This window comes from Neorhizobium sp. SHOUNA12A, assembly GCF_023006505.1.
GTDB lineage: Bacteria > Pseudomonadota > Alphaproteobacteria > Rhizobiales > Rhizobiaceae > Neorhizobium.
This window is the reverse complement of sequence record NZ_JALBGV010000006.1, coordinates 68,061-88,938: the sequence shown is the minus strand read 5'-3', so window position 1 is coordinate 88,938 and position 20,878 is coordinate 68,061. Positions and strand designations below refer to the sequence as shown.

General features: G+C 62.0%; 21 protein-coding genes. 9 read left to right on the top strand and 12 right to left on the bottom strand.

Translation table 11 applies throughout. The features are described 5' to 3' along the window. The first annotated feature begins 34 nt into the window (after positions 1-34). On the top strand, positions 35-1,180 hold the full coding sequence (gene rnd / locus MOV63_RS04830) for a ribonuclease D (protein ID WP_247032074.1): 1,146 nt from the start codon (positions 35-37) through the stop codon (positions 1,178-1,180). 27 nt (positions 1,181-1,207) lie between these two features. Here the strand turns inward: rnd and MOV63_RS04825 are convergent, their stop codons facing one another. After that, positions 1,208-1,387, bottom strand: a complete 180-nt coding sequence (locus tag MOV63_RS04825) for a FitA-like ribbon-helix-helix domain-containing protein (RefSeq protein ID WP_247032072.1) — start codon at positions 1,385-1,387, stop codon at positions 1,208-1,210. Positions 1,388-1,565: 178 nt separating this feature from the next. Here MOV63_RS04825 and MOV63_RS04820 point away from each other — a divergent pair, with 178 nt between their 5' ends. Continuing rightward, the gene (locus MOV63_RS04820) at positions 1,566-1,886 is read left to right on the top strand and encodes a hypothetical protein (RefSeq protein ID WP_247032070.1); all 321 of its coding nucleotides are present in this window, start codon (positions 1,566-1,568) and stop codon (positions 1,884-1,886) included. Here the strand turns inward: MOV63_RS04820 and MOV63_RS04815 are convergent. After that, entirely contained in the window at positions 1,858-2,265 is a 408-nt protein-coding gene (locus MOV63_RS04815) for a DUF2000 family protein (protein WP_247032068.1), read from the bottom strand. The genes MOV63_RS04820 and MOV63_RS04815 overlap by 29 nt on opposite strands. On the opposite strand from MOV63_RS04815, the gene MOV63_RS04810 reads away from it, so the two are divergent. The 3 genes from MOV63_RS04810 to MOV63_RS04800 all read left to right on the top strand — a co-directional run bounded on the left by MOV63_RS04810 (position 2,264) and on the right by MOV63_RS04800 (position 5,926). Then, positions 2,264-3,208 carry an AraC family transcriptional regulator gene (locus MOV63_RS04810; protein WP_247032066.1) on the top strand — a complete coding sequence of 315 codons (945 nt, stop codon included), beginning with the start codon at positions 2,264-2,266 and terminating at the stop codon, positions 3,206-3,208. The two genes, MOV63_RS04815 and MOV63_RS04810, sit on opposite strands and share 2 nt — an antisense overlap. 127 nt (positions 3,209-3,335) lie before the next feature. Then, entirely contained in the window at positions 3,336-4,694 is a 1,359-nt protein-coding gene (locus MOV63_RS04805; protein WP_247032064.1) for an esterase-like activity of phytase family protein, read from the top strand. A 278-nt stretch (positions 4,695-4,972) separates the two neighbouring features. After that, the gene (locus tag MOV63_RS04800; RefSeq protein ID WP_247032062.1) at positions 4,973-5,926 is read left to right on the top strand and encodes an NmrA/HSCARG family protein; all 954 of its coding nucleotides are present in this window, start codon (positions 4,973-4,975) and stop codon (positions 5,924-5,926) included. A gap of 1 nt (position 5,927) precedes the next feature. Here the strand turns inward: MOV63_RS04800 and MOV63_RS04795 are convergent, their stop codons facing one another. From MOV63_RS04795 to MOV63_RS04765, 7 genes are all read right to left on the bottom strand, one after another. Next, the gene (locus tag MOV63_RS04795) at positions 5,928-6,848 is read right to left on the bottom strand and encodes a LysR family transcriptional regulator (RefSeq protein ID WP_247032060.1); all 921 of its coding nucleotides are present in this window, start codon (positions 6,846-6,848) and stop codon (positions 5,928-5,930) included. Positions 6,849-6,967: 119 nt separating this feature from the next. Beyond that, a complete protein-coding gene (locus tag MOV63_RS04790) occupies positions 6,968-7,675 on the bottom strand; it encodes a DJ-1/PfpI family protein (protein ID WP_247032058.1) in 708 nt (235 codons plus the stop codon). Between the two features lie 96 nt (positions 7,676-7,771). Next, on the bottom strand, positions 7,772-7,969 hold the full coding sequence (locus tag MOV63_RS04785) for a hypothetical protein (RefSeq protein WP_038541799.1): 198 nt from the start codon (positions 7,967-7,969) through the stop codon (positions 7,772-7,774). 159 nt (positions 7,970-8,128) lie between these two features. Beyond that, a complete protein-coding gene (gene ppx, locus MOV63_RS04780) occupies positions 8,129-9,649 on the bottom strand; it encodes an exopolyphosphatase (RefSeq protein WP_247032056.1) in 1,521 nt (506 codons plus the stop codon). A 5-nt stretch (positions 9,650-9,654) separates the two neighbouring features. Continuing rightward, a complete protein-coding gene (locus tag MOV63_RS04775) occupies positions 9,655-11,847 on the bottom strand; it encodes an RNA degradosome polyphosphate kinase (protein WP_258719108.1) in 2,193 nt (730 codons plus the stop codon). Between the two features lie 60 nt (positions 11,848-11,907). Next, positions 11,908-12,627 carry a DnaA regulatory inactivator HdaA gene (gene hdaA / locus MOV63_RS04770; protein WP_247032054.1) on the bottom strand — a complete coding sequence of 240 codons (720 nt, stop codon included), beginning with the start codon at positions 12,625-12,627 and terminating at the stop codon, positions 11,908-11,910. A gap of 7 nt (positions 12,628-12,634) precedes the next feature. Beyond that, positions 12,635-13,867 (bottom strand): AI-2E family transporter, encoded by a 1,233-nt coding sequence (locus tag MOV63_RS04765; protein WP_247032052.1) that lies wholly within the window; start codon positions 13,865-13,867, stop codon positions 12,635-12,637. A 179-nt stretch (positions 13,868-14,046) separates the two neighbouring features. On the opposite strand from MOV63_RS04765, the gene purM reads away from it, so the two are divergent. From purM to MOV63_RS04745, 4 genes are all read left to right on the top strand, one after another. Continuing rightward, complete coding sequence (gene purM / locus MOV63_RS04760; RefSeq protein ID WP_247032050.1) at positions 14,047-15,120, top strand: phosphoribosylformylglycinamidine cyclo-ligase; 1,074 nt, start codon at positions 14,047-14,049, stop codon at positions 15,118-15,120. Beyond that, entirely contained in the window at positions 15,117-15,800 is a 684-nt protein-coding gene (gene purN / locus MOV63_RS04755) for a phosphoribosylglycinamide formyltransferase (RefSeq protein WP_247032048.1), read from the top strand. The genes purM and purN overlap by 4 nt, the downstream gene beginning before the upstream one ends. 105 nt (positions 15,801-15,905) lie before the next feature. Next, positions 15,906-16,232: an antitoxin Xre/MbcA/ParS toxin-binding domain-containing protein gene (locus tag MOV63_RS04750; protein WP_172717179.1), complete on the top strand. Its 327-nt coding sequence runs from the start codon at positions 15,906-15,908 to the stop codon at positions 16,230-16,232. Next, positions 16,229-16,747, top strand: a complete 519-nt coding sequence (locus MOV63_RS04745; RefSeq protein ID WP_105435458.1) for an RES family NAD+ phosphorylase — start codon at positions 16,229-16,231, stop codon at positions 16,745-16,747. Before MOV63_RS04750 ends, MOV63_RS04745 begins: the two co-directional genes overlap by 4 nt. Positions 16,748-16,757: 10 nt before the next feature. Here MOV63_RS04745 and MOV63_RS04740 read toward each other — a convergent pair whose 3' ends face one another. From MOV63_RS04740 to MOV63_RS04730, 3 genes are all read right to left on the bottom strand, one after another. After that, complete coding sequence (locus MOV63_RS04740; protein ID WP_247032046.1) at positions 16,758-17,927, bottom strand: alpha-D-ribose 1-methylphosphonate 5-triphosphate diphosphatase; 1,170 nt, start codon at positions 17,925-17,927, stop codon at positions 16,758-16,760. A 175-nt stretch (positions 17,928-18,102) separates the two neighbouring features. Next, entirely contained in the window at positions 18,103-18,696 is a 594-nt protein-coding gene (locus MOV63_RS04735; RefSeq protein WP_247032044.1) for an NUDIX domain-containing protein, read from the bottom strand. Continuing rightward, on the bottom strand, positions 18,693-20,846 hold the full coding sequence (locus tag MOV63_RS04730; protein ID WP_247032042.1) for a molybdopterin-dependent oxidoreductase: 2,154 nt from the start codon (positions 20,844-20,846) through the stop codon (positions 18,693-18,695). The genes MOV63_RS04735 and MOV63_RS04730 overlap by 4 nt, the downstream gene beginning before the upstream one ends. Positions 20,847-20,878: the final 32 nt, after the last annotated feature.

Here is a 20,878-nt window from a genome sequence, read left to right as displayed (position 1 = left end):
AAGGAAGGTTGATCACCCTCACGTGAATGAAACGATGATCCAAACGACCGCCGCACTCGAAGAAGCCTGCATCCAGCTGGCCCAATCGGACTTCATCACCATCGACACCGAGTTCCTCAGGGAAACGACCTTCTGGCCCGAGCTGTGCCTCATCCAGATGGCGAGCCCGACTGTCGAAGTCCTTGTCGATCCGCTCGCCAAGGGCTTGAACCTGAAACCCTTCTTCGAGCTGATGGCCAATCCCGCCGTCACCAAGGTGTTTCACGCCGCCCGCCAGGATATCGAAATCGTCTACCATCTCGGCAATCTGGTGCCGCATCCGATCTTCGACACCCAGGTCGCCGCCATGGTCTGCGGCTTCGGGGATTCGGTCTCCTACGACCAGCTCGTCAGCCGCATCAAGGACGTCCATATCGACAAGTCGTCGCGCTTCACCGACTGGAGCCGCCGGCCGCTGTCCGACAAGCAACTCGAATATGCTCTGGCCGACGTCACCCACCTGCGCGACGTCTACCTCTTCCTCAAAGCCCAGCTTGAACGGGAAGGCCGCGCCCTGTGGTTGACCGAGGAAATGGCCGTGCTGGAATCTCCCGGCACCTATGACCTGCATCCGGACGACGCCTGGGCGCGCCTCAAGTCGCGCCTGCGCAAGCCGACCGAACTCGCCGTTCTGAAATTTGTCGCTGCCTGGCGCGAGCGCGAAGCGCGCAGCCGCAATGTGCCGCGTTCCCGCGTGCTGAAGGACGATGCGATCTACGAGATCGCCCAGCAGCAGCCGAAGGACGTGGAAGCCATGTCGCGGCTCCGCACCATTCCCAAAGGCTGGGAGCGCTCCGCCTCCGGCGCCGCCATCATCGAAGCCGTCAACGCCGCGCTCGCCCTGCCGAAGACCGAGATGCCGCATGCGCCGAAACATGTGCATGTCCCGGAAGGCACCGCCGCTGCGGTCGAACTGCTCAAGGTTCTCCTGAAGCTGATCTCCGACAAGCAGGGCGTCGCCGCCAAGATCATCGCCAATACCGACGATCTCGAAAGGATCGCCGCCGAGGGCGAGGCCGCCAATGTCGGCGCCCTTTCCGGCTGGCGCCGCGATCTCTTCGGCGAAACAGCGCTCAAACTGATCAACGGCGGCGTGGCCCTGCGCTTCGTCAACAAGAAGGTCGAGGCGGTGGAGCTTTAACTCCATCGCTGCGTCACCGTGAGGCGATCAGTCAGCGTTAAATCTATGCTGGCTACTTGGGGTTTGCGTAGCCTTCAAATCTGGCAGCAAAACGTCGGTCAGGATTTTCTCCACTTCAGCCTCGACGCTTCGTCCGTTCTTTGCGGCGCGCGCTTTGAGCAATCGCATCAGTTCGTCGGACAGGGATATGGTGATGGCATGCATCATAGCACCTCCGGCTCGATACAATTCGTTTATCCATGATATCGCCTGATCAAACGCTTTTCAACGCAAGCCCAGCCATGCCCCAATCGCTTGACCCAACAACCGCCCAGCATTTCGTGACAAGCGCCCTGCCCTATATCCCCGGCGACTATGTGGGCAAACACTGGCTGGCGAGCTTCGGATGAGGCTTCTCCCATCCTCTCGCGTGCTGGTGGCGATTGCCGTCTTCCTGTCGTTGCTTCTCATCGCCCTGATGGAAGCGTCGGGGTTCGGAGCCTTCTCGCCGCTCTGGATCCGCCCGATCGTCCGGGTGATCTGCGCCGCCAACCTGCTGGTTGCCCTGCCGGGCCTGATGACGGCAAAGCACATCGCCTGGCTCAACTACCTGCTCCTTAGCATCGCCGCCTATGTGGTGGCCTCGACCACGCCGATCGCCGCGCTCTGGGTCATTCCGAAGACCATGTTCTTAGCCGTCAGGCATGCATTTTCGAGCCCTTGGTGATCTTGTCGACGATCTTTTTCTCGGCCCGGAGTGCAATGCCCACCAGTTTCGCATCCTCCGGCGCAAACTGCGCGAACACCGCGCGGTTGGCCGCGTCATGGCCGGTCGAGAACATCTCCTCGACATAGGCCGACGTCGTCACCTCCCGTTCCAGCGATCGCCGGTGGATGGTGCGCAGCGTCTCCTGGTCGGCGGTCAGCACAACGATCGGCTGGATGCTCATCGGATTGTAGACATGACCTGCCGCATCCCGATATGCTTCACCGATGATCGCGGGATTTTGCGCGATGATGCCGCTTGTCAGAAACGCGGTCACATTAAGCTCCTGCCAGCGGGCAAGGTCATCGCGAAGCACGATCGCGATCTTGGTATCGAACATGAAGAACAACTCCGTCGAAGGTTATGCGGGAACCAACGAGATACTGGCAGCCGATGCGGCCGGTCTTGAACGTTCGTGCAGCCCGGGAGCCGCAGCCGGCGGCAGCATAAGATGCGGGCCCGACGGCAGCGCAAGCGGCGCTCCTGACGGCATCGTCCAGGCGCCCTCCTCGCGCGGCATCGAGCGGATCGAGGCCCGCTTCCATGGGCTCGGTTTCGAGCCGCATCGCCACGACACCTATGCGATCGGGATGACACTTTCCGGCGTGCAGACCTTCCAGTATCGCGGCGCCGCCCGCGCCAGCCTGCCCGGCAATGTCATCGTGCTGCATCCAGACGAGGTGCATGACGGTGCGGCCGGCACCGACGCCGGACTGCGCTACCGCATGCTCTACCTGCCGCCGGAACGGCTGATCGAGGCGGCTGGCGGTGCGCGCGGCCTGCCCTTCGTGCCGGATCCCATCATAGCCGATGTGGAATTCCGGCAATGTCTTGTCGAAGCCCTGGACGATCTCGAAGCCGAGCCGCAGGACCTGCTGCTCGACGACCTGATCACCCGCATGGCGACAAGCCTCTGGCGCCATGCGGACGGCAAGAGTGGCGCGCCGGGCACCCCGCGTGCGCAGCAGGCGGTTCTGCGCTGCCGCGATTACCTGCAGGCGAACGCCGACCGGACGGTTTCTTCGGAGGAACTGGAGGAAGTCAGCGGTTTCGATCGCTACACGAACGCAAGGCAGTTCCGGAAGCTTCTCGGCACCAGTCCGCACCGCTATCTGGTCATGCGCCGGCTCGATCGGGCAAAGATTATGCTGTCGGAAGGCGGCAGTCTGGCGGGTGTCGCGGCCGATACGGGATTTGCCGATCAGGCGCATTTCACCCGTCATTTCAAGAAGGCGTTCGGCATGACGCCGGGCCGCTGGATGGCGCTTCGCAGGAGCGCCTGAGGCGGCCGGCTTTTGTGAAATTTCAGTCATCAAAGCTTCATCGAAGCTTCAATCTTCCATCACCTCGGCGTCATGCGCCCACCTTAACCGGTTGGCGTCTTCGACACGCCAACCAACAGGTGAATTCATGACCCGCTTTCTGCTCACCACCGTCGCGCTCGCAGCGCTGATCGGTGGCTCCGCTTCTGCTGACGACAAGGTTTTTCCGGCCAAGCTCACCGGCCAGGCGATCCTCCCCGCCAACACGGTCGTTCCGGCTCCGGCCGATGCGCCGGCGTTCCTCAAGACCTCCGGCAAGTTCACCACCGCCGACCGCAAGCGCACCGACGCCCTCGGTACCCTGCCGGGCAAGGACGGCGCCCGCATCACCGAAGTCAAGCTGCCGCTCGACGGCCAGCCAATCCAGGGCTTTTCCGGCATCAAGACTATGGCTGACGGCACCTTCTGGACGCTGTCGGACAACGGTTTCGGCTCGAAGTTCAACTCGTCCGACTCGATGCTCTTCCTGCACCAGATGAAGTTCGACTGGGCCGCCAACAAGGCTGAAGTCGTCAAGAACGTCTTCCTCTCCGACCCGAACAAGATCGCTCCGTTTCCGATCGTCACCGAAGCCAGCGAAACCCGTTACCTGACCGGCGCGGATTTCGACATCGAGTCCGTGCAGCCGGTCACCGACGGCTTCTGGCTCGGCGACGAATTCGGCCCCTACCTGCTCAAATTCGATATTCAGGGCCGTCTTACCGACGTCATCGCTACCACCGTCGACGGCAAGCCGGTGCTTTCGCCGGACAACCCGCTCATCCAGCTGCCGGGCAACCCCGCCGCCAAGATGCCGGTCTTCAACTTGAAGCGTTCCGGGGGCTTCGAGGGCCTCGCCATGGCGAAGGACGGCTCCAAGCTCTACGGCCTCCTCGAAGGCCCGCTCTACAAGGACGACGGCCAGGTCGAGCAGGCTGACGGCAAGACCGCCATCCGCGTCATCGAATTCGACGTCGCCTCCAAGAAGTGGACCGGCCGTTCGTGGCTGTATCCGTTCGCCGACAAGGGCGCCGCGATCGGCGATTTCAACATGATCGACGCCTCGACGGCCCTCGTGATCGAGCGCGACAACGGCGCCGGCACCAAGGACAAGGCCTGCGCCGATCCGAAGCAGCCGAAGCCGGATTGCTTCGACGCTCCGGCCGAGTTGAAGCGCGTCTATAAGATCGAGTTCAACGACGCCAATGTCGGCAAGGCCGTCCGCAAGATCGGTTATATCGACCTGATGAACATCCAGGACCCGGACAACAAGAAGAAGGCCGGCAGTGTCGCCGGCGTCTACGATATGCCGTTCGTGACGATCGAGAACGTCGACGTGATCGACGCCACCCACATCATCATCGGCAACGACAACAACCTGCCCTTCTCCGCCGGCCGCGCCGTCGACAAGGCCGACAACAACGAGTTCAGCGTGCTCGAAGTCGGCGAATTCCTGTCTGCTAAGTAATTAGCAGGCGTCCCAACAGCGAAGAGCGTCCGGCGAAAGCCGGGCGCTTTTTTTGTTTGGGACACAGGGGTAGAGCGGTGGCCTACACTGGCAATTCACCGGTGGCCATTCATCCATTAAATGGCATTATGTTATGCATTTCGCACATCTACAGCAATAAAGCGTGTTGAGATAGGGTCTCCGTCATTGAGGTGGCGGCATGGGCTGACAGCTCTTGCCGCAACGTGAGCTTGCCTGCGTAGCCGGCAGCCAGTGACTGGAAAGGTTTAAACTCAAAAATGTCCACAAAAGAGAAGCCACTTATCGCGATTGTCGGGGCAACGAGCAAACAGGGGCGAAGCGTAGCCGCGGCACTCCTTCGTAGCGAGCGTTTCCGTGTCCGTGCTTTAACCCGGAAAAAAGATTCAACCGAGGCTTTAAGCCTGGAGAAACTCGGTGCCGAAATCGTGACGGTCCCTCTTGAACCTGGCTTTAAGAAGGATCTCATTGCTGCATTCAAGGGCGCGGATGGCGCATTTCTGATGACGCCACCCATCGCCCCGCAGCAGGCAACCGAGGCTCCTCTCGGCCGCGAACTGGCGGATGCCGCAGTTGAGGCAGGCGTCGGACATATTGTTTTCAGCACCCTTGAGAATGTCGACAAGATCTCCGGCGGGACGAAGTACGCCCCGCACTTTACCGATAAGGCGTGCGTTGCAGACTACATTCGTGGCCTGCCGATCTCTCATTCCTTCATAATGCCGGCATTCTTTTACACGAACCTTCTCGAATATTATGTGCCGCGCTTGGAGGGGGATACTCTGCTCTTGCCGGTTTATCTTCCTGAGGATTTCCGAGCGCCTTTTGTCGATCCGCTCACGGCGACAGGACCGGTTGTCCTCGACATTTTTTCAGATCCCGGGCGTTACAATGGGAAAACTCTGCCGATCGTTGGCGATATCATTTCTCCGCGCGAGATGATCGAAACTTTTCAGCGCGTGACCGGCCTTAAAGCTGAGTATCGAAACGCGTTCACCAGGGATGGCCTTCTGCAATATTTTCCGGAGTTTGCCGCTAACGAACTTCTCGTGCGAGAGATTCTGGGGATGGTCGAGTACGCTGTCGAATACGGTTATTTCGGCAAAGAGCATGATCTCGAATGGAGCCGTCGTCTGAACCCCGACACGCTCAACTGGGAGCAGTATCTGCGGACGACGGGGTGGCGTGGCCATAGGCGATCCTTCGGCCTCTAGTTCACGATGGCCGGATTCCCGGTAATTCAGAAACCTTGGCGACAAGAAAGTCGGCGAGAAGCCGGACGCGTGCAATGGCTGCCCGCTCTGGAACGATCAGCAAGCTCACCGGGACGGGTGGAGGACGATAGTCCCCAAGCACGATCTCGAGCTGACCGTCGTCCAGAAGATCGTGGACCAGCCAGAGATGTGCAGGACCAATGCCGCGTCCGGCGGCAAAGGCTTGGCGCGCCGCAAGCCCGTGATCGACGCGCAATTTCCCACCGACTGGTATCATCAGGCTTGTGCCATCGTGAGAGAAAAGAATGATCTGATCGCTCCCCGCAACATTCGACATCACGACCGTTTCGAACCGTGACAGATCGGCTGGGTGCTCAGGCCGTCCGCGAACGGACAAATAATTCGGAGCACCCACCAGCAGCCGATGGCTTTCTCCCAGCGCATGAAGCTTCATCGAGCTGTCGGTGAGAGGCCCAAGACGGAGCGCAATGTCAACGCCTTCGCGAACCAGGTCGATACGCTCGTCGGTCAGGTTGAGATCGATCCTGATGTCCGGATGCATGTCCTGGAATTCAAAGATGAGGCGGGTGATGTGCATCACGCCGAGCGCCGCAGTACAGGAAAACCGAACTGTACCCGCCGAGGCCTGACGGGCATTTCTCACCTCTTCGGCAGCCTGTTCGACTAGGCGCAATATCTGACGGCAATTCGTATAATAACGGCTACCTTCGTCCGTAAGGATCACGCGACGTGTGGTTCGGCTAAGCAGAGAGACGCCGACTGCGTCCTCAAGCTCATTCAGGTGTCGTGTCACGGTCGATTGACCGACACCGAGTTCTCTCGCGACCATCGACAGGTTGCCCCGCTCGGCGACGCGAACAAAGGTGCGCATTCTGTCAAGAGACAGCCCCGCGTTATCCATTTTTCAGCACAGCTATCCTCATTATGCCCCTATAGGGAATAATCTCGCCTGTGCCTAGTTCGAAGCGCAAAACCGGCCTTTTCGAACACAGCGCGCGTTCACAGCTCTTCCACTCATCGCTAGATGAGCCGAGCGTCTCGCCGAAGTCTGGATATCGCGTCGGCATCGATGGCCCTTATCTGATCTGCGATATCCGATGGTGCTTCCAACGCCTTCACTGTCGCGGGGTCGGCGGTGATGGGCGATCCGGCGAATGGAGGTTCTGGCGCATATTCCATCATCAGCTGGATTTTCCGCGCGACATCTTCACCTGCCAGTTCGGCGGCCATGACCAAGCCAAGATCGATACCTCCCGTCACGCCGCCACCAGTGGCTCGCGTCCGGTCAAACACGACCCGCCGATTTACGGGAATTGCTCCGAAAGCTGAGAGCCGATGTAGCGCCGTCCAATGAGTGGTGCACTCGTAGCCCTGAAGCAGACCAGCGGCGGCAAGCACCAGTGTTCCGGTGCAGGCGGCCATCAGGAACTGACAGCCGGGCTCCTGGCGCTGTAGAAACGAGAGAAGACGTTCGTCCTGCATCGCATCGAGATGACCGGGCCCGCCCGGAACAACAACGATGTCGAGTTGACCGCATTCTTCAAGCAACATGCTTGGGACGATACTCAGTCCGCTCGCACTTCGAACGGGAGCGCGTCCCTCGGCCAGCAGATGGCAACGCGTATTCGGCAGCCGCGTCAGAACTTCCCAAGGCCCCGTCAAATCGAGTTGCCTCAACCCGGCAAACAGGACAAAGCCGATCTCACGAGGGGGTGCGCTCACAGACATCCAAGCTTGCTCAGCCAGTTGACGAATAATATCGGTTTCGCGAGCATGCACATGAAAATGCTGGTGGACGCAACCGAAAAAATCGCCTCCGGCTCCCTACCCGCGATAATTGAACAGCCATTTGATGAATGCGGCAGATATCGTCACGAAGGCCATCAGTCCCGCCCAGGTTTCCAGATAGAAGGGCGGCGGGGCGAGCAGCTTTCCTTCGATGTTGAAGTAACCCAGCGTCATCAGCGTCGCGCAAACGACGAACGCGAGCGTCGCCCAGATCCAGATATGCAGGTATGACATCCATCTCCTCCCTTTTGGCGGCCCGTAAAATAAATCAACGGCGTCGCCAGGGAAGTCGTCCAATCGGAGTATGCTCTCAGGTCGAATGAGGGTGCCGAAGGCGGCCGGCATGGGATCGCATCCCGTGCCTGGCCCCAGCTTCGCGCGCCCCTGCCCGGCCTACTCGAACCGGAACGCCAGCCGTTTGCCCGTCAGCCTCGCCAGCTGCTGCAGGCGGCCGTCCAGCCGCTCGCCGGCGAAATCGCGGTAGGCGGACGGCACCACGAATTCAAGGTCGAGATCCGGTTCCGAGGACGGGCGGAAGGTCAGGTGGTGGACGAGACCCGGCATCGAGGCCGAGAAGAGGTAGACGACCCGGAGCAGACCGCCGAGCAGCTTTGCAAGATCGAGCAGCCGTGGCGTCGCGATCGTCGCCAGCGGGCCGGTGGCACCGTCGTCATGCAAGCCTTCGAAACGGTAGTAGTTTGCGAGCGCCAGATAGGCCCGGCCGGCATGGGTGATGCCGACGAAGGAGGAGTGGGCGATCAGGTTTAGCGCCTGCAGGCCGCGATAATCTGGATGGGCGCGCCAGCTGATATCGGCGAGCAGGCAGGCGGCCTGGCGATAACGGCTTTCCTCTTCCGTCTCGACGATCCCGAAGGCCGGCACCATGCGGCCGGTCCATTCGGCGAGCTCGCGGGCGTGTTCGGGCGATCGGGCGCGCAGGATGGCCAGTTGGTCGGCGGCGACCAGCAGCGGATCGCTTTCCCGCTCCTCGTCCGGCAGTCGCGAAAACAGATAACCTTCGCGAACGCCCTGGGCGGAAAAGCTCACCCTGGCCGGCTTCATGATGGCCAGCACTTCCTGCATGGCGATTGCGCCGAAGGGCAGCAGCGAACGGCGGTTTTTCGAAACCGCCTGCCAGGCCGGGTCCTTGCTATCCTTGGCGGCGATCACCTCGTCGAGGAATTTCTGCATCTCCTCAAGCGTAAGCTCGTAGCCCTGCATCATGTGCAGCGGATATTTGCTCATCTCCATGTGCAGCTTGGCGATGTTGCGCCAGGTGCCGCCGACCGCATAAAAGGTGCGGCCCGCGCCGTTCTCCAAAAACCGCGCCGTATTGACCTGCTTGCGGGCGAAGGCGCGCGCCTTGGAGAGCGAATTTCCGGAGGATTCCGACAGTCGCAGGCCCCCGAGCGGCAGGGTGATGCCCTTGCCGAATTCCTTGCCCTTGATATCGATCAGTTCAAGCGAGCCGCCGCCAAGGTCGCCGGCAATGCCGTCCGGATCGTGAAAGCCGCTGATGACGCCGAGTGCCGAATAACGGGCCTCTTCCTCGCCGGACAGAAGCTGGATCTGCTGGCCGAGAATCTCCTCTGCCTGGCGGATGAAATCCGGGCCGTTCGACGCCTCGCGAGCGGCAGCGGTCGCCAGCACATAGACTTCGGTGGCGCGAGCCTGGGTGGAAAGCGCGCGAAAACGCTTCAGCGACGACAGGGCGCGCTCGACACCCTCGTCATCCATGCGCCCGTTCGAACCGAGCCCCTTGCCAAGGCCGCACAGCACCTTCTCGTTGAAGAGAACAGTCGGGGCGCGGGATAAGCCTTCGTAGATGACGACGCGGACGGAGTTAGAGCCGATGTCGATAACGGAGACAGGAGCGACTCCCGGGAGGCGCCCCTGGGCTTCTGATCGTACCATAGTGCCTATTTCTTGCGTCCCGACACAAGGCCGGCGATAAGTTTCGGAGCGCTGGACTTCAGGGCTTCACCGCGCCCCGAGAGGCTCGGATTGGTCATGAAATAGTGCTGCGCGTTAAAAGGTTCCTCGCCCTTGCGCACTTCCATGCGCCGCGACGTGCCGTCGGCCAATATCTCGTAGCTCTGCTGGTTGTCAATCAGGTTGCCGAGCATGATCTGTGAAAGCACCTGTTCGTGCACGGTCGGATTGAGGAGCGGCACCAGCGTCTCGACCCGGCGGTCGAGGTTGCGCGGCATCATGTCGGCCGAGCCGATATAGACGAGCGCCTTGTCGGACGGCAGGCCGAAACCATTGCCGAAGCAGAAGATCCGGCTGTGTTCCAGGAAACGGCCGACGATCGACTTGACGCGGATATTGTCGGAGAGGCCGGCTACCCGCGGGCGCAGACAGCAAATGCCGCGCACGACGAGATCGATCTCGACGCCGGCGCGGCTGGCGCGATAGAGCGCGTCGATGATCTCCGGGTCGACCAGCGAATTCATCTTCATCCAGATTGCCGCCGGCTTGCCTTCCTGGGCGTGGCAGATCTCTTCCTCGATATGGCGCAGGATGCGCGGACGGAGCGTATAGGGCGAAACCGCCAGCTTCATGCTTTCCGCCGGCTCGCCGTAACCGGTGATGAAGTTGAAGATGTTCGCCATGTCGTGGGCGATCTTCGGATTGCAGGTGAAGAAGGACAGGTCCGTATAGATCTTGGCGGTGATCGGGTGGTAATTGCCGGTGCCGAGATGGCAGTAGGTCCTGAGCTTGCCGTCCTCGCGGCGCACGACCATCGACATCTTTGCGTGGGTTTTCAATTCGATGAAACCGAAGACCACCTGCACGCCGGCGCGCTCCAGGTCGCGGGCCCAGCGGATGTTCGCCTCTTCGTCGAACCGGGCCTTGAGCTCGACCAGTGCCGTCACCGACTTGCCCATTTCGGCCGCATCGATCAGCGCCCGGACGATCGGACTGTCGTTCGAGGTGCGGTAGAGCGTCTGCTTGATGGCGAGCACGTCCGGGTCGCGCGCAGCCTGCAGAAGGAACTGCACAACCACGTCAAAGGATTCGTAAGGATGATGGACCACCATGTCCTTTTCGCGGATGGCTGCAAGGCAGTCGCCAGCGTGTTCGCGAACCCGCTCGGGAAATCGGGCATTGTGGGTCTCGAAGCGCAGGTCGTCGCGCGGCGCCTTGGTGATTTCGGACATGGTGTTGAGCGCCAGGAGGCCCGGCAGGACCGCGACGCGGTTTTCCGGCACGCCGAGTTCCTGCACCACGAACTGACGGAGCGACGCCGGCATTTCCGAATCGGTCTCGATGCGGATGACCTTGCCGCGGCGGCGGCGCTTCAGCGCCGTCTCGAAGAAGCGCACCAGATCTTCGGCCTCTTCCTCGACTTCGATATCGCTGTCTCGAATGATGCGGAACGTGCCGGCCCCCTTCACCTCGTAACCGGGGAAGAGCCGGTCGGTGAACATGCCGACCACATCTTCCAGGGTGATGTAGCGGATCGCGGAATTGAGGTCCGGCAGGCGGATGAAGCGGTCGAGCGTGGTCGGCAGGCGCAACAGTCCGGTCATCGGCTCCTTGCCGTGCTTGCTGTGCAGCTGCAGGCCCATCGAGAAGCCGAGGTTAGGGATGAACGGGAACGGATGGGCCGGGTCGATCGACAGCGGCGTCAGGACCGGAAAAAGCTCGTCGTCGAAGGAGTTCGCCAGCCAGACGCGGTCCTCGGCGGACAGCGCCGCGGGCCTGACGATCAGGATGTCTTCCTTGGCGAGATACTGTTGCAGCACGGCAAGCGAGGCCTGCTGCTCCATCTGCAGGTTGTCGATCTCCTGCAGGATATTGTCGAGCTGTTCGGCCGGCGTCTTGCCGTCCGGGCTGCGGATGACGATGCCCTGGCGTACCTGGCCTTCGAGGCCGGCAACGCGCACCATGAAGAATTCATCGAGATTGGCCGCCGAGATCGACAGGAAGCGGACCCGCTCCAGAAGCGGATGGGCGGTATTCAGCGTTTCCTCGAGAACGCGGCGGTTGAACTGCAGCCAGGAGAATTCACGATTGATGAACCGGTCCGGACTGCTCATCAGGTCGAAATCGGTATTGGCCGCTTCCAGACCAGGCTCGCGCGTTTCAGTCGTGATCGAATCCATCTCATCCATCCCATGCTACCCCTTGGGGCCGAATACAGTTTGACGAGGGAACTGTCACAGTCAATCGTCAGCGCCGGCAGCGGTCCCGGAATTCCCAAAATCGTTCAACACTTCCGCCGCCAGCGGACGGGTTATCCTGGTACCACGCGCCAGCGCCAGGCGGTCCAGCCGCTCGACGATCGTCTGCGCCGCACCGAGCGACCGTTCCATGCGGTTGACGATGTAGCCCACCAGTTTATCGTCGATATAAAGCTGGCGGTCGGCGAACAGCTTGACGATCACCTGGGCCAAAAGGTCCTCGTCCGGCTCGCCGATTTCCACGACGGTCGCCGCCTTCAGCCGGGATTTGAGGTCCGGCAGGGTAACGCCCCAGGAGACCGGCCACAGGCGTGAGGTCATCAGCAGGCTATGGCCGTTCTCGCGCACGCTGTTGATGACGTGGAAGAGTTCGGTTTCGTCGAAACCGCGGCGTTCGGCATCCTCGAACAGGACTGGACCCGCTGCGGCAATCGCCGCGGCATTCGAGCCGGCGACGGGATGGATCTCGGCGGCTCCCGCCTTTTCCCGCCAGATATGCGCCAGGTGGGATTTTCCCGAACCTACCGGGCCGGCCAGCACGACGACCGGCGACGGCCAGGCCGGCCATTCGTCGACGATCGCCACGGCCGCAGCCAGGCGTTCGGACACCAGGAGGTCGTCCCGGGTTCTCGCCGCATCATGAGTGAATTGCAGCGGCAGCTGCTCTTGTCTGCGCCGCTCGCGCTCGCTGGTCTCGGTCATTGGTCTTTCAAATGCTCTTCTGAGAGTCATTCGCTTGAGGATCATCCGGCGCTTGAGAATTATCCGGCGCGTGAGGATCATTCGGGGCGGTTATCTCTGCGCCGTTTTCGGCATGTTCCAGCACATGCGGTGGTTCGGCCTCTTCCCAGGGAAGAGCGGCCGCTCGGCCGTAATAGATGTCGCTGTCAAGATACCGCGACAGCACGAAACGGACAAGGACGCCGACAACGGCCGCAGCGGGCACCGCGATCAGCAGGCCGACGAAGCCGAATATGGCGCCGAAGGCAAACAGCGCGAACATCAGCCAGACCGGATGCAGGCCGACGCTTTCTCCGACCAGCTTCGGCTGCAGGATGTTGCCCTCGATGAACTGGCCGACGAAGAAGACGCCGGCAACGGCCATGATCCACGGATAATCCGGCCAGAACTGCACCAGCGCCACGCCGACAGAGAGCACCAAGCCGATCAGCGAGCCTATATAAGGAACGAAACTGATCATGCCGGCGACGAAGCCGATCAGAAGCCCGAAATTCAGGCCGACAACGGACAAACCGACCGCATAGAAGATGCCGAGGATGAGGCAGAGCGAGCCCTGGCCGCGAATGAAACCGGCGACCGATTCATCCATTTCCCGGGCGATCTCGCGCACCGTCGCCACCTGGTCGCGCGGCACCCAGCTATCGACCTTGGCAACCATGCGGTCCCAGTCGAGCAGGATATAGAAGGCGACGACGGGCGTGACGATCAAAAGCGACACGACATCGATGATCGCCTTGCCGGAATTCCAGATCTGGGTGAGCAGCGAACCGACGAAGCCGGCGCCCTGGCTCAGCACTTCGGAGAAATTCTGCTTGACCGTCTCGATCTGGGCGCTGATCCAATGCGGCAGGAACGAGCTTTCCGGGCTCGATATGATCTGCTGCAGTTGGGAAATATAGCCCGGCAGGGCGGCGGCGAACTCGGTGAACTGGTTGATGATGATCGGGATCACCAGCATCAGCGACAGGGCGAAGACCAGCACGAAACAGACGAGGATCACCACCGTCGCCATCAGCCGGCTCAGGCCCCGCCGTTCCAGCCAGTCGGCCACCGGATCGAGGAAGTAGGCGAGCGCCATGCCAGCTACGAAAGGCAGCAGGATCGAACGGAAGAACCACAGAAACACCACGAAGACGACGAGAACGCCGACCCAGAAGAAGATGTAGCGCTTCAGGCTCGCGCCGCTGATATGATATGCCATCGCCGCTTCCTCTGAATTGCCCGGGCGAAAAAAGGGATAGGGAAGCCGGTAACGCAGGTCAAGGGTTTGGAAGCGGTGCAGCAAGACCTGTGAAAAGCCTTCAAAACCGCGTCCAACGCTTGCATCCGGCGCCATGTCGTGCAATTGCGGGCCGCTACAACGATCATTGGAGATGAACGATGAGCGAGGCGGGCAAGAACGGTCTCACCTATAGCGATGCCGGCGTCGATATCGACGCGGGCAACCTCATGGTCGAGAAGATCAAGCCGGCCGTGCGCTCGACCCGCCGGCCCGGCGCAGACGGCGAGATCGGCGGCTTCGGCGGCCTCTTCGACCTCAAGGCCGCGGGCTTCACCGATCCGATCCTGGTTGCCGCCAATGACGGCGTCGGCACCAAGCTGAAGATCGCCATCGACGCCAATTTCCACGACACCGTCGGGATCGACCTTGTCGCCATGTGCGTCAACGATCTCGTCGTCCAGGGCGCCGAGCCGCTGCTCTTCCTCGACTATTTCGCCACCGGCAAGCTCGACCCGGACCAGGGTGCGGCAATCGTCTCCGGCATCGCCGCCGGCTGCCGCGAGGCGGGCTGCGCGCTGATCGGCGGCGAGACCGCCGAAATGCCCGGCATGTATTCCGACGGCGACTACGACCTCGCCGGTTTTGCAGTCGGTGCCGCCGAGCGCGGCCAATTGCTGCCGGTCGGCGATATCGCTTCCGGCGACGTCATCCTCGGCCTCACCTCCTCCGGCGTTCATTCGAACGGCTTTTCGCTGGTCCGCAAGATCGTGACGCTTTCGGGCCTCGCCTGGGACGCACCCGCCCCCTTCCGTGAGGGCATGACTCTGGGTGAGGCGCTTTTGACGCCGACCCGCATCTACGTGAAGCCGCTGCTGAAGGCGATCCGCGAGACCGGCGCCCTGAAGGCGCTCGCCCACATTACGGGCGGCGGTTTTCCGGAAAACATTCCGCGCGTGCTGCCGAAAAACCTGGCGGCCGAAATCGATCTCGACTCCATCCCTGTCCCGCCCGTCTTCTCGTGGCTCGCCAAAACCGGCGGCGTCGAACCGAAGGAAATGCTGCGCACCTTCAACTGCGGTGTCGGCATGATCGTCGTGGTCGCGCCCGAGAACGCCCAGGCGGTCGCCGATATCCTGACCGGTGAGGGCGAGATCGTCGTGCCGCTCGGCCGCATGGTCGAGCGCGCCGAAGGCGGCCCCGGCGTGATCTACCAGGGCACGCTCGGACTATGAGCGCACTGGCGGCAGAAACGGCGCGCAGAAAGCGCGTCGCCGTGTTCATATCCGGTGGCGGCTCCAACATGCTGGCGCTCGCCGATGCCTGCACCGCACCGGATTTCCCGGCCGAAATCGTCGCAGTCTTCTCCGACAAACCCTCGGCGGGCGGCATCGAGAAGGCGCAGGCGCGCGGCATCAAAACCTTCGTCTTCGAACGCAAGGGTTTTGCCGGCAAGGCCGAACACGAGGCGGCGATCCTCGCGGCCCTCGACGAGGTCCGGCCAGACATCCTCTGCCTCGCCGGCTACATGCGGCTATTCTCCGCCGAATTCATCAGCCGCTACGAGGGCCGCATCCTCAACATCCATCCTGCCCTTCTGCCGCTCTTCCCGGGCCTCCATACCCATGAACGCGCCATCCAGGCCGGCGTGAAGATCGCCGGCTGCACCGTACATTTCGTCACCGAAGGCATGGATGAAGGCCCGATCGTCGCCCAGGGCGCCGTCCCGTTGCTTGCCAACGACACCGCCGAGACCTTGGCCGGCCGCGTGCTGACCGTCGAGCACAAGCTCTATCCGCTGGCGCTGAAACTGCTCGCGGAAGGCAGGGTGCGGATGGAGGGTGGCCGGACGATCACCTCCCCCGGCACAACGACCGATATCGCGGATCAGCGGATCTTCTCGGCGGGCAGATAGAGCCGGGACTCGACATGGAGCGCCAAACGTCCTACATTCTGTACGTAATCTTCGTACAGGAGACCGGATATGGTTGGCAAAACTCAGCGAATTCTCGATTTAGGGATGCCGTCGATGGAAGCCGAAGCCGTCTCTATCCGCCTTGGGATTTCGAAACGCGAACTGGCTGAGACGGCCGGGCTTTCCGCCAACACGCTCCAGCGCAAGGAGCGAGCGCAGTCTCCTGCAGCGACCACACGGATCGGTGAAATGGCGGAGATCATCCACCGCGTCAGCGAATGGGCAGGAAGCGAACGGCAAGCCCTCGCCTGGTATCGCGCCGAGCCCATTCCGGCCTTCGGTGGCCGGACAGCAGAGAGCATCGTCAAGAGCGGCAAGGCGGCAGCCTTGCGCGACTACCTCGATCACCTGGCGATCGGCGGCTTTGCTTGAGGTTCCAGGGCGTCTGCTATCGCGCCCATGATCCTCGCTGGGCGATCAGCCCGATCTCCGGCGAAGGCGCGGCCATTCGCGGTGCCCGCTTCAATCCCAAAGGCATACCGGCACTCTATCTCTCTACTTCGATCGAAGGTGCGATCACCGAAGCAAGCCAAGGGTTTGGACACAAGATCCATCCGTTGACGATCTGCTCCTACGATATCGATTGCGACGATATCGCCGACCTTACGGACGAGGTTTCGCAAAATGCGCTTGGCATATCGCTTGATGTCATGGCCTCCGCCTGGGCGTCCGCACTCTCGGAAAGCAGGCGACCGGAGTCGTGGGTGATCTATGACGATCTTTCCAGCACTTATGCCGGCATCCTCGTCCCCTCCTTCGCCCACCGGGCCGCAACCTCGGTCAGCAATCTCGTGCTGTGGGACTGGGGAGCCGACCTGCCGCATCGCGTCCACGTCATCGACCCGACAGGCAGGTTGCCGAAGAACCAGAAGTCCTGGGAGGAATAGAATCCGAGCCTTACGCCGCCAATGCCCGGAGCGGGTGCAGCGTGCCGTCGCTATAGACGAAGCGGCCGGCGCGGAAGGTGGCGCGGATGCGGTGCACGTCGCCCTTTTCCACCACGACCAGATCGGCGCGCTGGCCGACCGCGATCTCGCCGCGATCCGTCAGACCGGCGGAACGGGCAGCATTGCCGGTCGCCATGGCGACGGCTGCCGGCAGGCCGCCTGCCGATGCCTCCGCCAGCTTGAAGATGCCCGGCACGAAGGCGGCCGGATGGTAATCGGCGGCAATCACCGTCAACAGACCGGCCTTGGCGGCGTCGAGCGCGCTGAGATTGCCGGACATCGACTGGCCGCGCAGCGCGTTCGGGGCGCCCATCAGCGTCCAGAGCCCGCGTCGGCGCGCCTCCTCGGCGGCCGGCAAGCTTACCGGGAATTCGCTGATCGTCACGCCGAGATCGAACATCTCGGCCACCTTCTCGACGCTGTCGTCGTCATGGGAGGCAAGCGACAGGCCGTGTTGCAAGGAGAGCGAAACGATTTCCTTCAGCTTCACCTCGATCTGCGGATCTTCGCGCATGGCAATGCGCTTCTGAACGATCTCGGCGGCCATTTCCTCGGAAATCGCCCGGCGCTCGGAAATGCTGGCGATATAGGCGGCGATGTTGTTGTACTGACCCTGGCCCGGCGTATGGTCGGTGAGCGATACCATGTCGATCTCGTCGGCTTTCAGCAGCCGTTCGAGCGCCGGCGCGGCTCCGACATTGGTGATCTCATAACGGGCGTGAACGCGGTGGTCGATCAGCAGGTTGTCGCGCAGGCGGTTGATGCCTTCGATGATGGCCGAGGTCGTCTCCAGCGAGCGGACATGGCCGTAGACGCTTTCGGTCGCGAAGGAAACCGCCGCATAGGCCGTGGTGACGCCGGCGGCGGCAAGCTTCTTATCCAGTTCATGGATGCCGAAATCGATCGGCATCTGGGCGTTCGGCCGCGGCGCGATCTCGCGCTCGATCATGTCGCCATGCAGATCGACGAAGCCCGGCATCAGCAGCCGCCCGCCACCGTCGATCACGGCGCCCGCGACCGGTTCGGCGCGGATTTCGGCGATCACGCCATCTTCAATCCGCACAGAACCTGAATTCACTACCTCGTTCGGCAGAACGAGGGTGAAATTGCCGAGCCACATGGCTTTCTCCTGACCATATAAGGATGATTATCAAGAGGCAGCGCTTAGCCGCCATTCGTGACATTCATGTGAAATCCGGGCGGCTCAAGGTCAAATCACAATCACGCGGCGACTGAAACAACAGGCGACCGGGTTTATCGGCGTTTCAAGCCTCTACCGCGGCACCGCCCGGAGATCAGGCGGCGAACGATGACCGGTTAATCACCGCCCATTGCAGCATCATGATCGTCTTCGCATCGATGATTTCGCCATTGCCGATCATCGCAAACGCCTCGTCGAGTGGCAGTTCGAGAACCTCGATATCCTCGTGCTCCTCGGCAAGCCCGCCGCCACCGTTCACGCGATCGGAAAGATCGATCGGCGCATGGAAGAAATGCACGAGCTCGGTGATTGCGCCGGGCGACATGAATGCCTTGAAGACAAACCGCACATCCCGCAGGCGGTAGCCGGTTTCCTCCATCGCTTCGCGCCGGATCGCCTCTTCCGGGTGGTCCTCGTCGAGCAGCCCGGCCGGCACTTCGACCATCCATGCCGGCTTGCCGGTCAGATAGGCGGGCAATCGGAACTGCCTCACCAGCACGACCATGTCGCGCTTCGCATCGTAGAGAAGGATGCAGGCGGCCTCGGACTTATGGTAGATTTCGCGATGCAGGCGGTGGGTTTCGCCGCTGCGATCGGCGTAGTCGAGTTCGTAGCTCGAAAGCCGCGTCCAGCCATCCGACAACGTCTTCTCGCTGACGAGCTTCACCCGATCAATCCGCCCGGTCATGCTGGGTCCTTGCGAAGCCATACCTTGTTGTCGTGGAAGGCCGCGCCGCCATAGGGCGCCACGGCGTCGGCGCCGGTCAGCACGTTGATACCCTCGCCGTCGAGATGCTTGCGGTTCGGCCAAAGCCCCTCGGCGATCAGCACGCCCGGCCTTGCGCCGGCCACGAGCCTTGCATGCAGACGGATTTCGCCGCGGGTGTTGCCGAGCCGGACGATATCGCCGTCGACGATGCCGAGGCGCTCCGCATCGGTCGGCTCGATCATCACTTCCGGCCGCCCTTCCCGCTCGTACGAGCTTTTCGTCTCGGTGAAGGAGGAGTTGAGGAAGCTGCGGGCCGGGGAAGTCGCCAGCCGGAAGGGATGCGCCTCGTCCGCCACTTCGATGACATCGACCTGGTCGGGGAAGACCGGCAGTTCGCCGATCGGTCCCAGCGGCCCGACATTTTTCGGCGGCTTGTCCGGCGACGGGCCGTTCGCCCAGTCCGGCCTGAAGCGGAATTTTCCGTCCGGATAACCAAACCCCTTGATGTAATGGGCGGTTTCGAAATCCGGCTGCGCATCGATCCATTTGGTCCGCGCCAGATCCTCGTAGGCGCCCCAGTGGCTGGCCTTCAGAATGCGGTCGATATGCTGGCGTTCGTCGAGGCCGAAACCAGGAAAATGATCGACGCCGAGGCGCTTGGCCAGTTCCTCGATGACGAAGAGGTTGGTGCGCACCGTCGACGGCGGCTCGACCAGCTTCGGGCCGAGCAGGATATGCTGCTGCCCGCCGGCGCGGTAGAGGTCGTCATGCTCGACGAACATCGTTGCCGGCAGGACGATATCGGCGACTTCGGCCGTATCGGTCATGAACTGCTCGTGCACCGCGACGAACAGGTCGTCGCGCAGGAAGCCCTGGCGGACGAGGCGCTGTTCTGGGGCGACGTTCATCGGATTGGTGTTCTGGATCAGCATGGCCGTCACCGGCCCGCCGTGCCGCAGCGCCTCGGCATCGCCGGTCAGCACCCGGCCGATCTGCGACTGGTCGAGCTGGCGGATATCGGGATCGGCATAGGCCGTGCCCATCAGCTCGGACTTGTTGAGCCGGAAAATCTCGCCGTTGTTGTGAAAAGCGCCGCCGCCCTCGTATTGCCAGCAGCCGAGCACGGTCGCGATCGACAGCGCCGCATGCATGGCGACGGTGCCGTTGCGCTGGCGGGCAAAACCGTAGCCCAGCCGGAAGAAGGTCTTTTGGGTGGTGCCGACGAGGCGGGCGAAGGTCTCGATCTCTTCGACCGACAGGCCGGTGATGGCGGAGGCCCATTCCGGCGTCTTCGCCTTCAGATGCGCTTCGAGGCCGACCGGGTCGTCGGCATATTGCGCCATGTAGGCGCGGTCGGCATATCCGTCGCGGAAGGCGACGTGCATGACGGCGCAGGCAAGCGCCGCATCGGTGCCGGGGCGCACGGTCAGCGCCATATCGGCCTGTTTCATCGTCGGGTTGTCGTAGATGTCGATGACGACGATCTTGGCGCCGCGCTCCTTGCGCGCCTTCACCGCGTGGGTCATGACGTTGACCTGCGTGGAGACGGCGTTGGTGCCCCAGATCACCACGCAATCGGACTTTGCCATCTCGCGCGGATCCGGACCGCGCAATGCGCCGGTTCCCATCACGTAACCGGTCCAGGCCATGTTGGTGCAGATCGTGCCGAAGAAGCCTGAGTATTTTTTCGCGTGCCGCAGCCGCTCGATCGAATCGCGCTGCACCTGGCCCATCGTGCCGGCATAAAAATAGGGCCAGATCGCTTCCGATCCGTATCTCGCCTCCGCCTTGACGAAGGCGTTAGCGATCTCGTCGAGTGCGGCCTCCCAGGACAGCTCCTGCCAGTTCCCCTCGCCCTTGGCGCCCAAGCGGCGCTTCGGGTGCATCAGCCGGCCGGGATGGTAGAGCCGCTCGGAATAGCGGGCGACCTTGGCGCAGATGACGCCGGCGGTATAGCTGTTGTCGGCAGCCCCGCGCACGCGGCCGATGCGGCCGTCGGCGGTGATATCTATGTCCAGTGCGCAGGCCGACGGACAGTCGTGCGGACAAACGGTGTGTCCGACGGAATTGTGGCCGGACTTTTCTGGGGCGATTGGGGTTTTCGCGGTAATCGGGGTCGCAACGTTCATGGCTTTTCTATATTGCAAGCTGACGTCCGCAA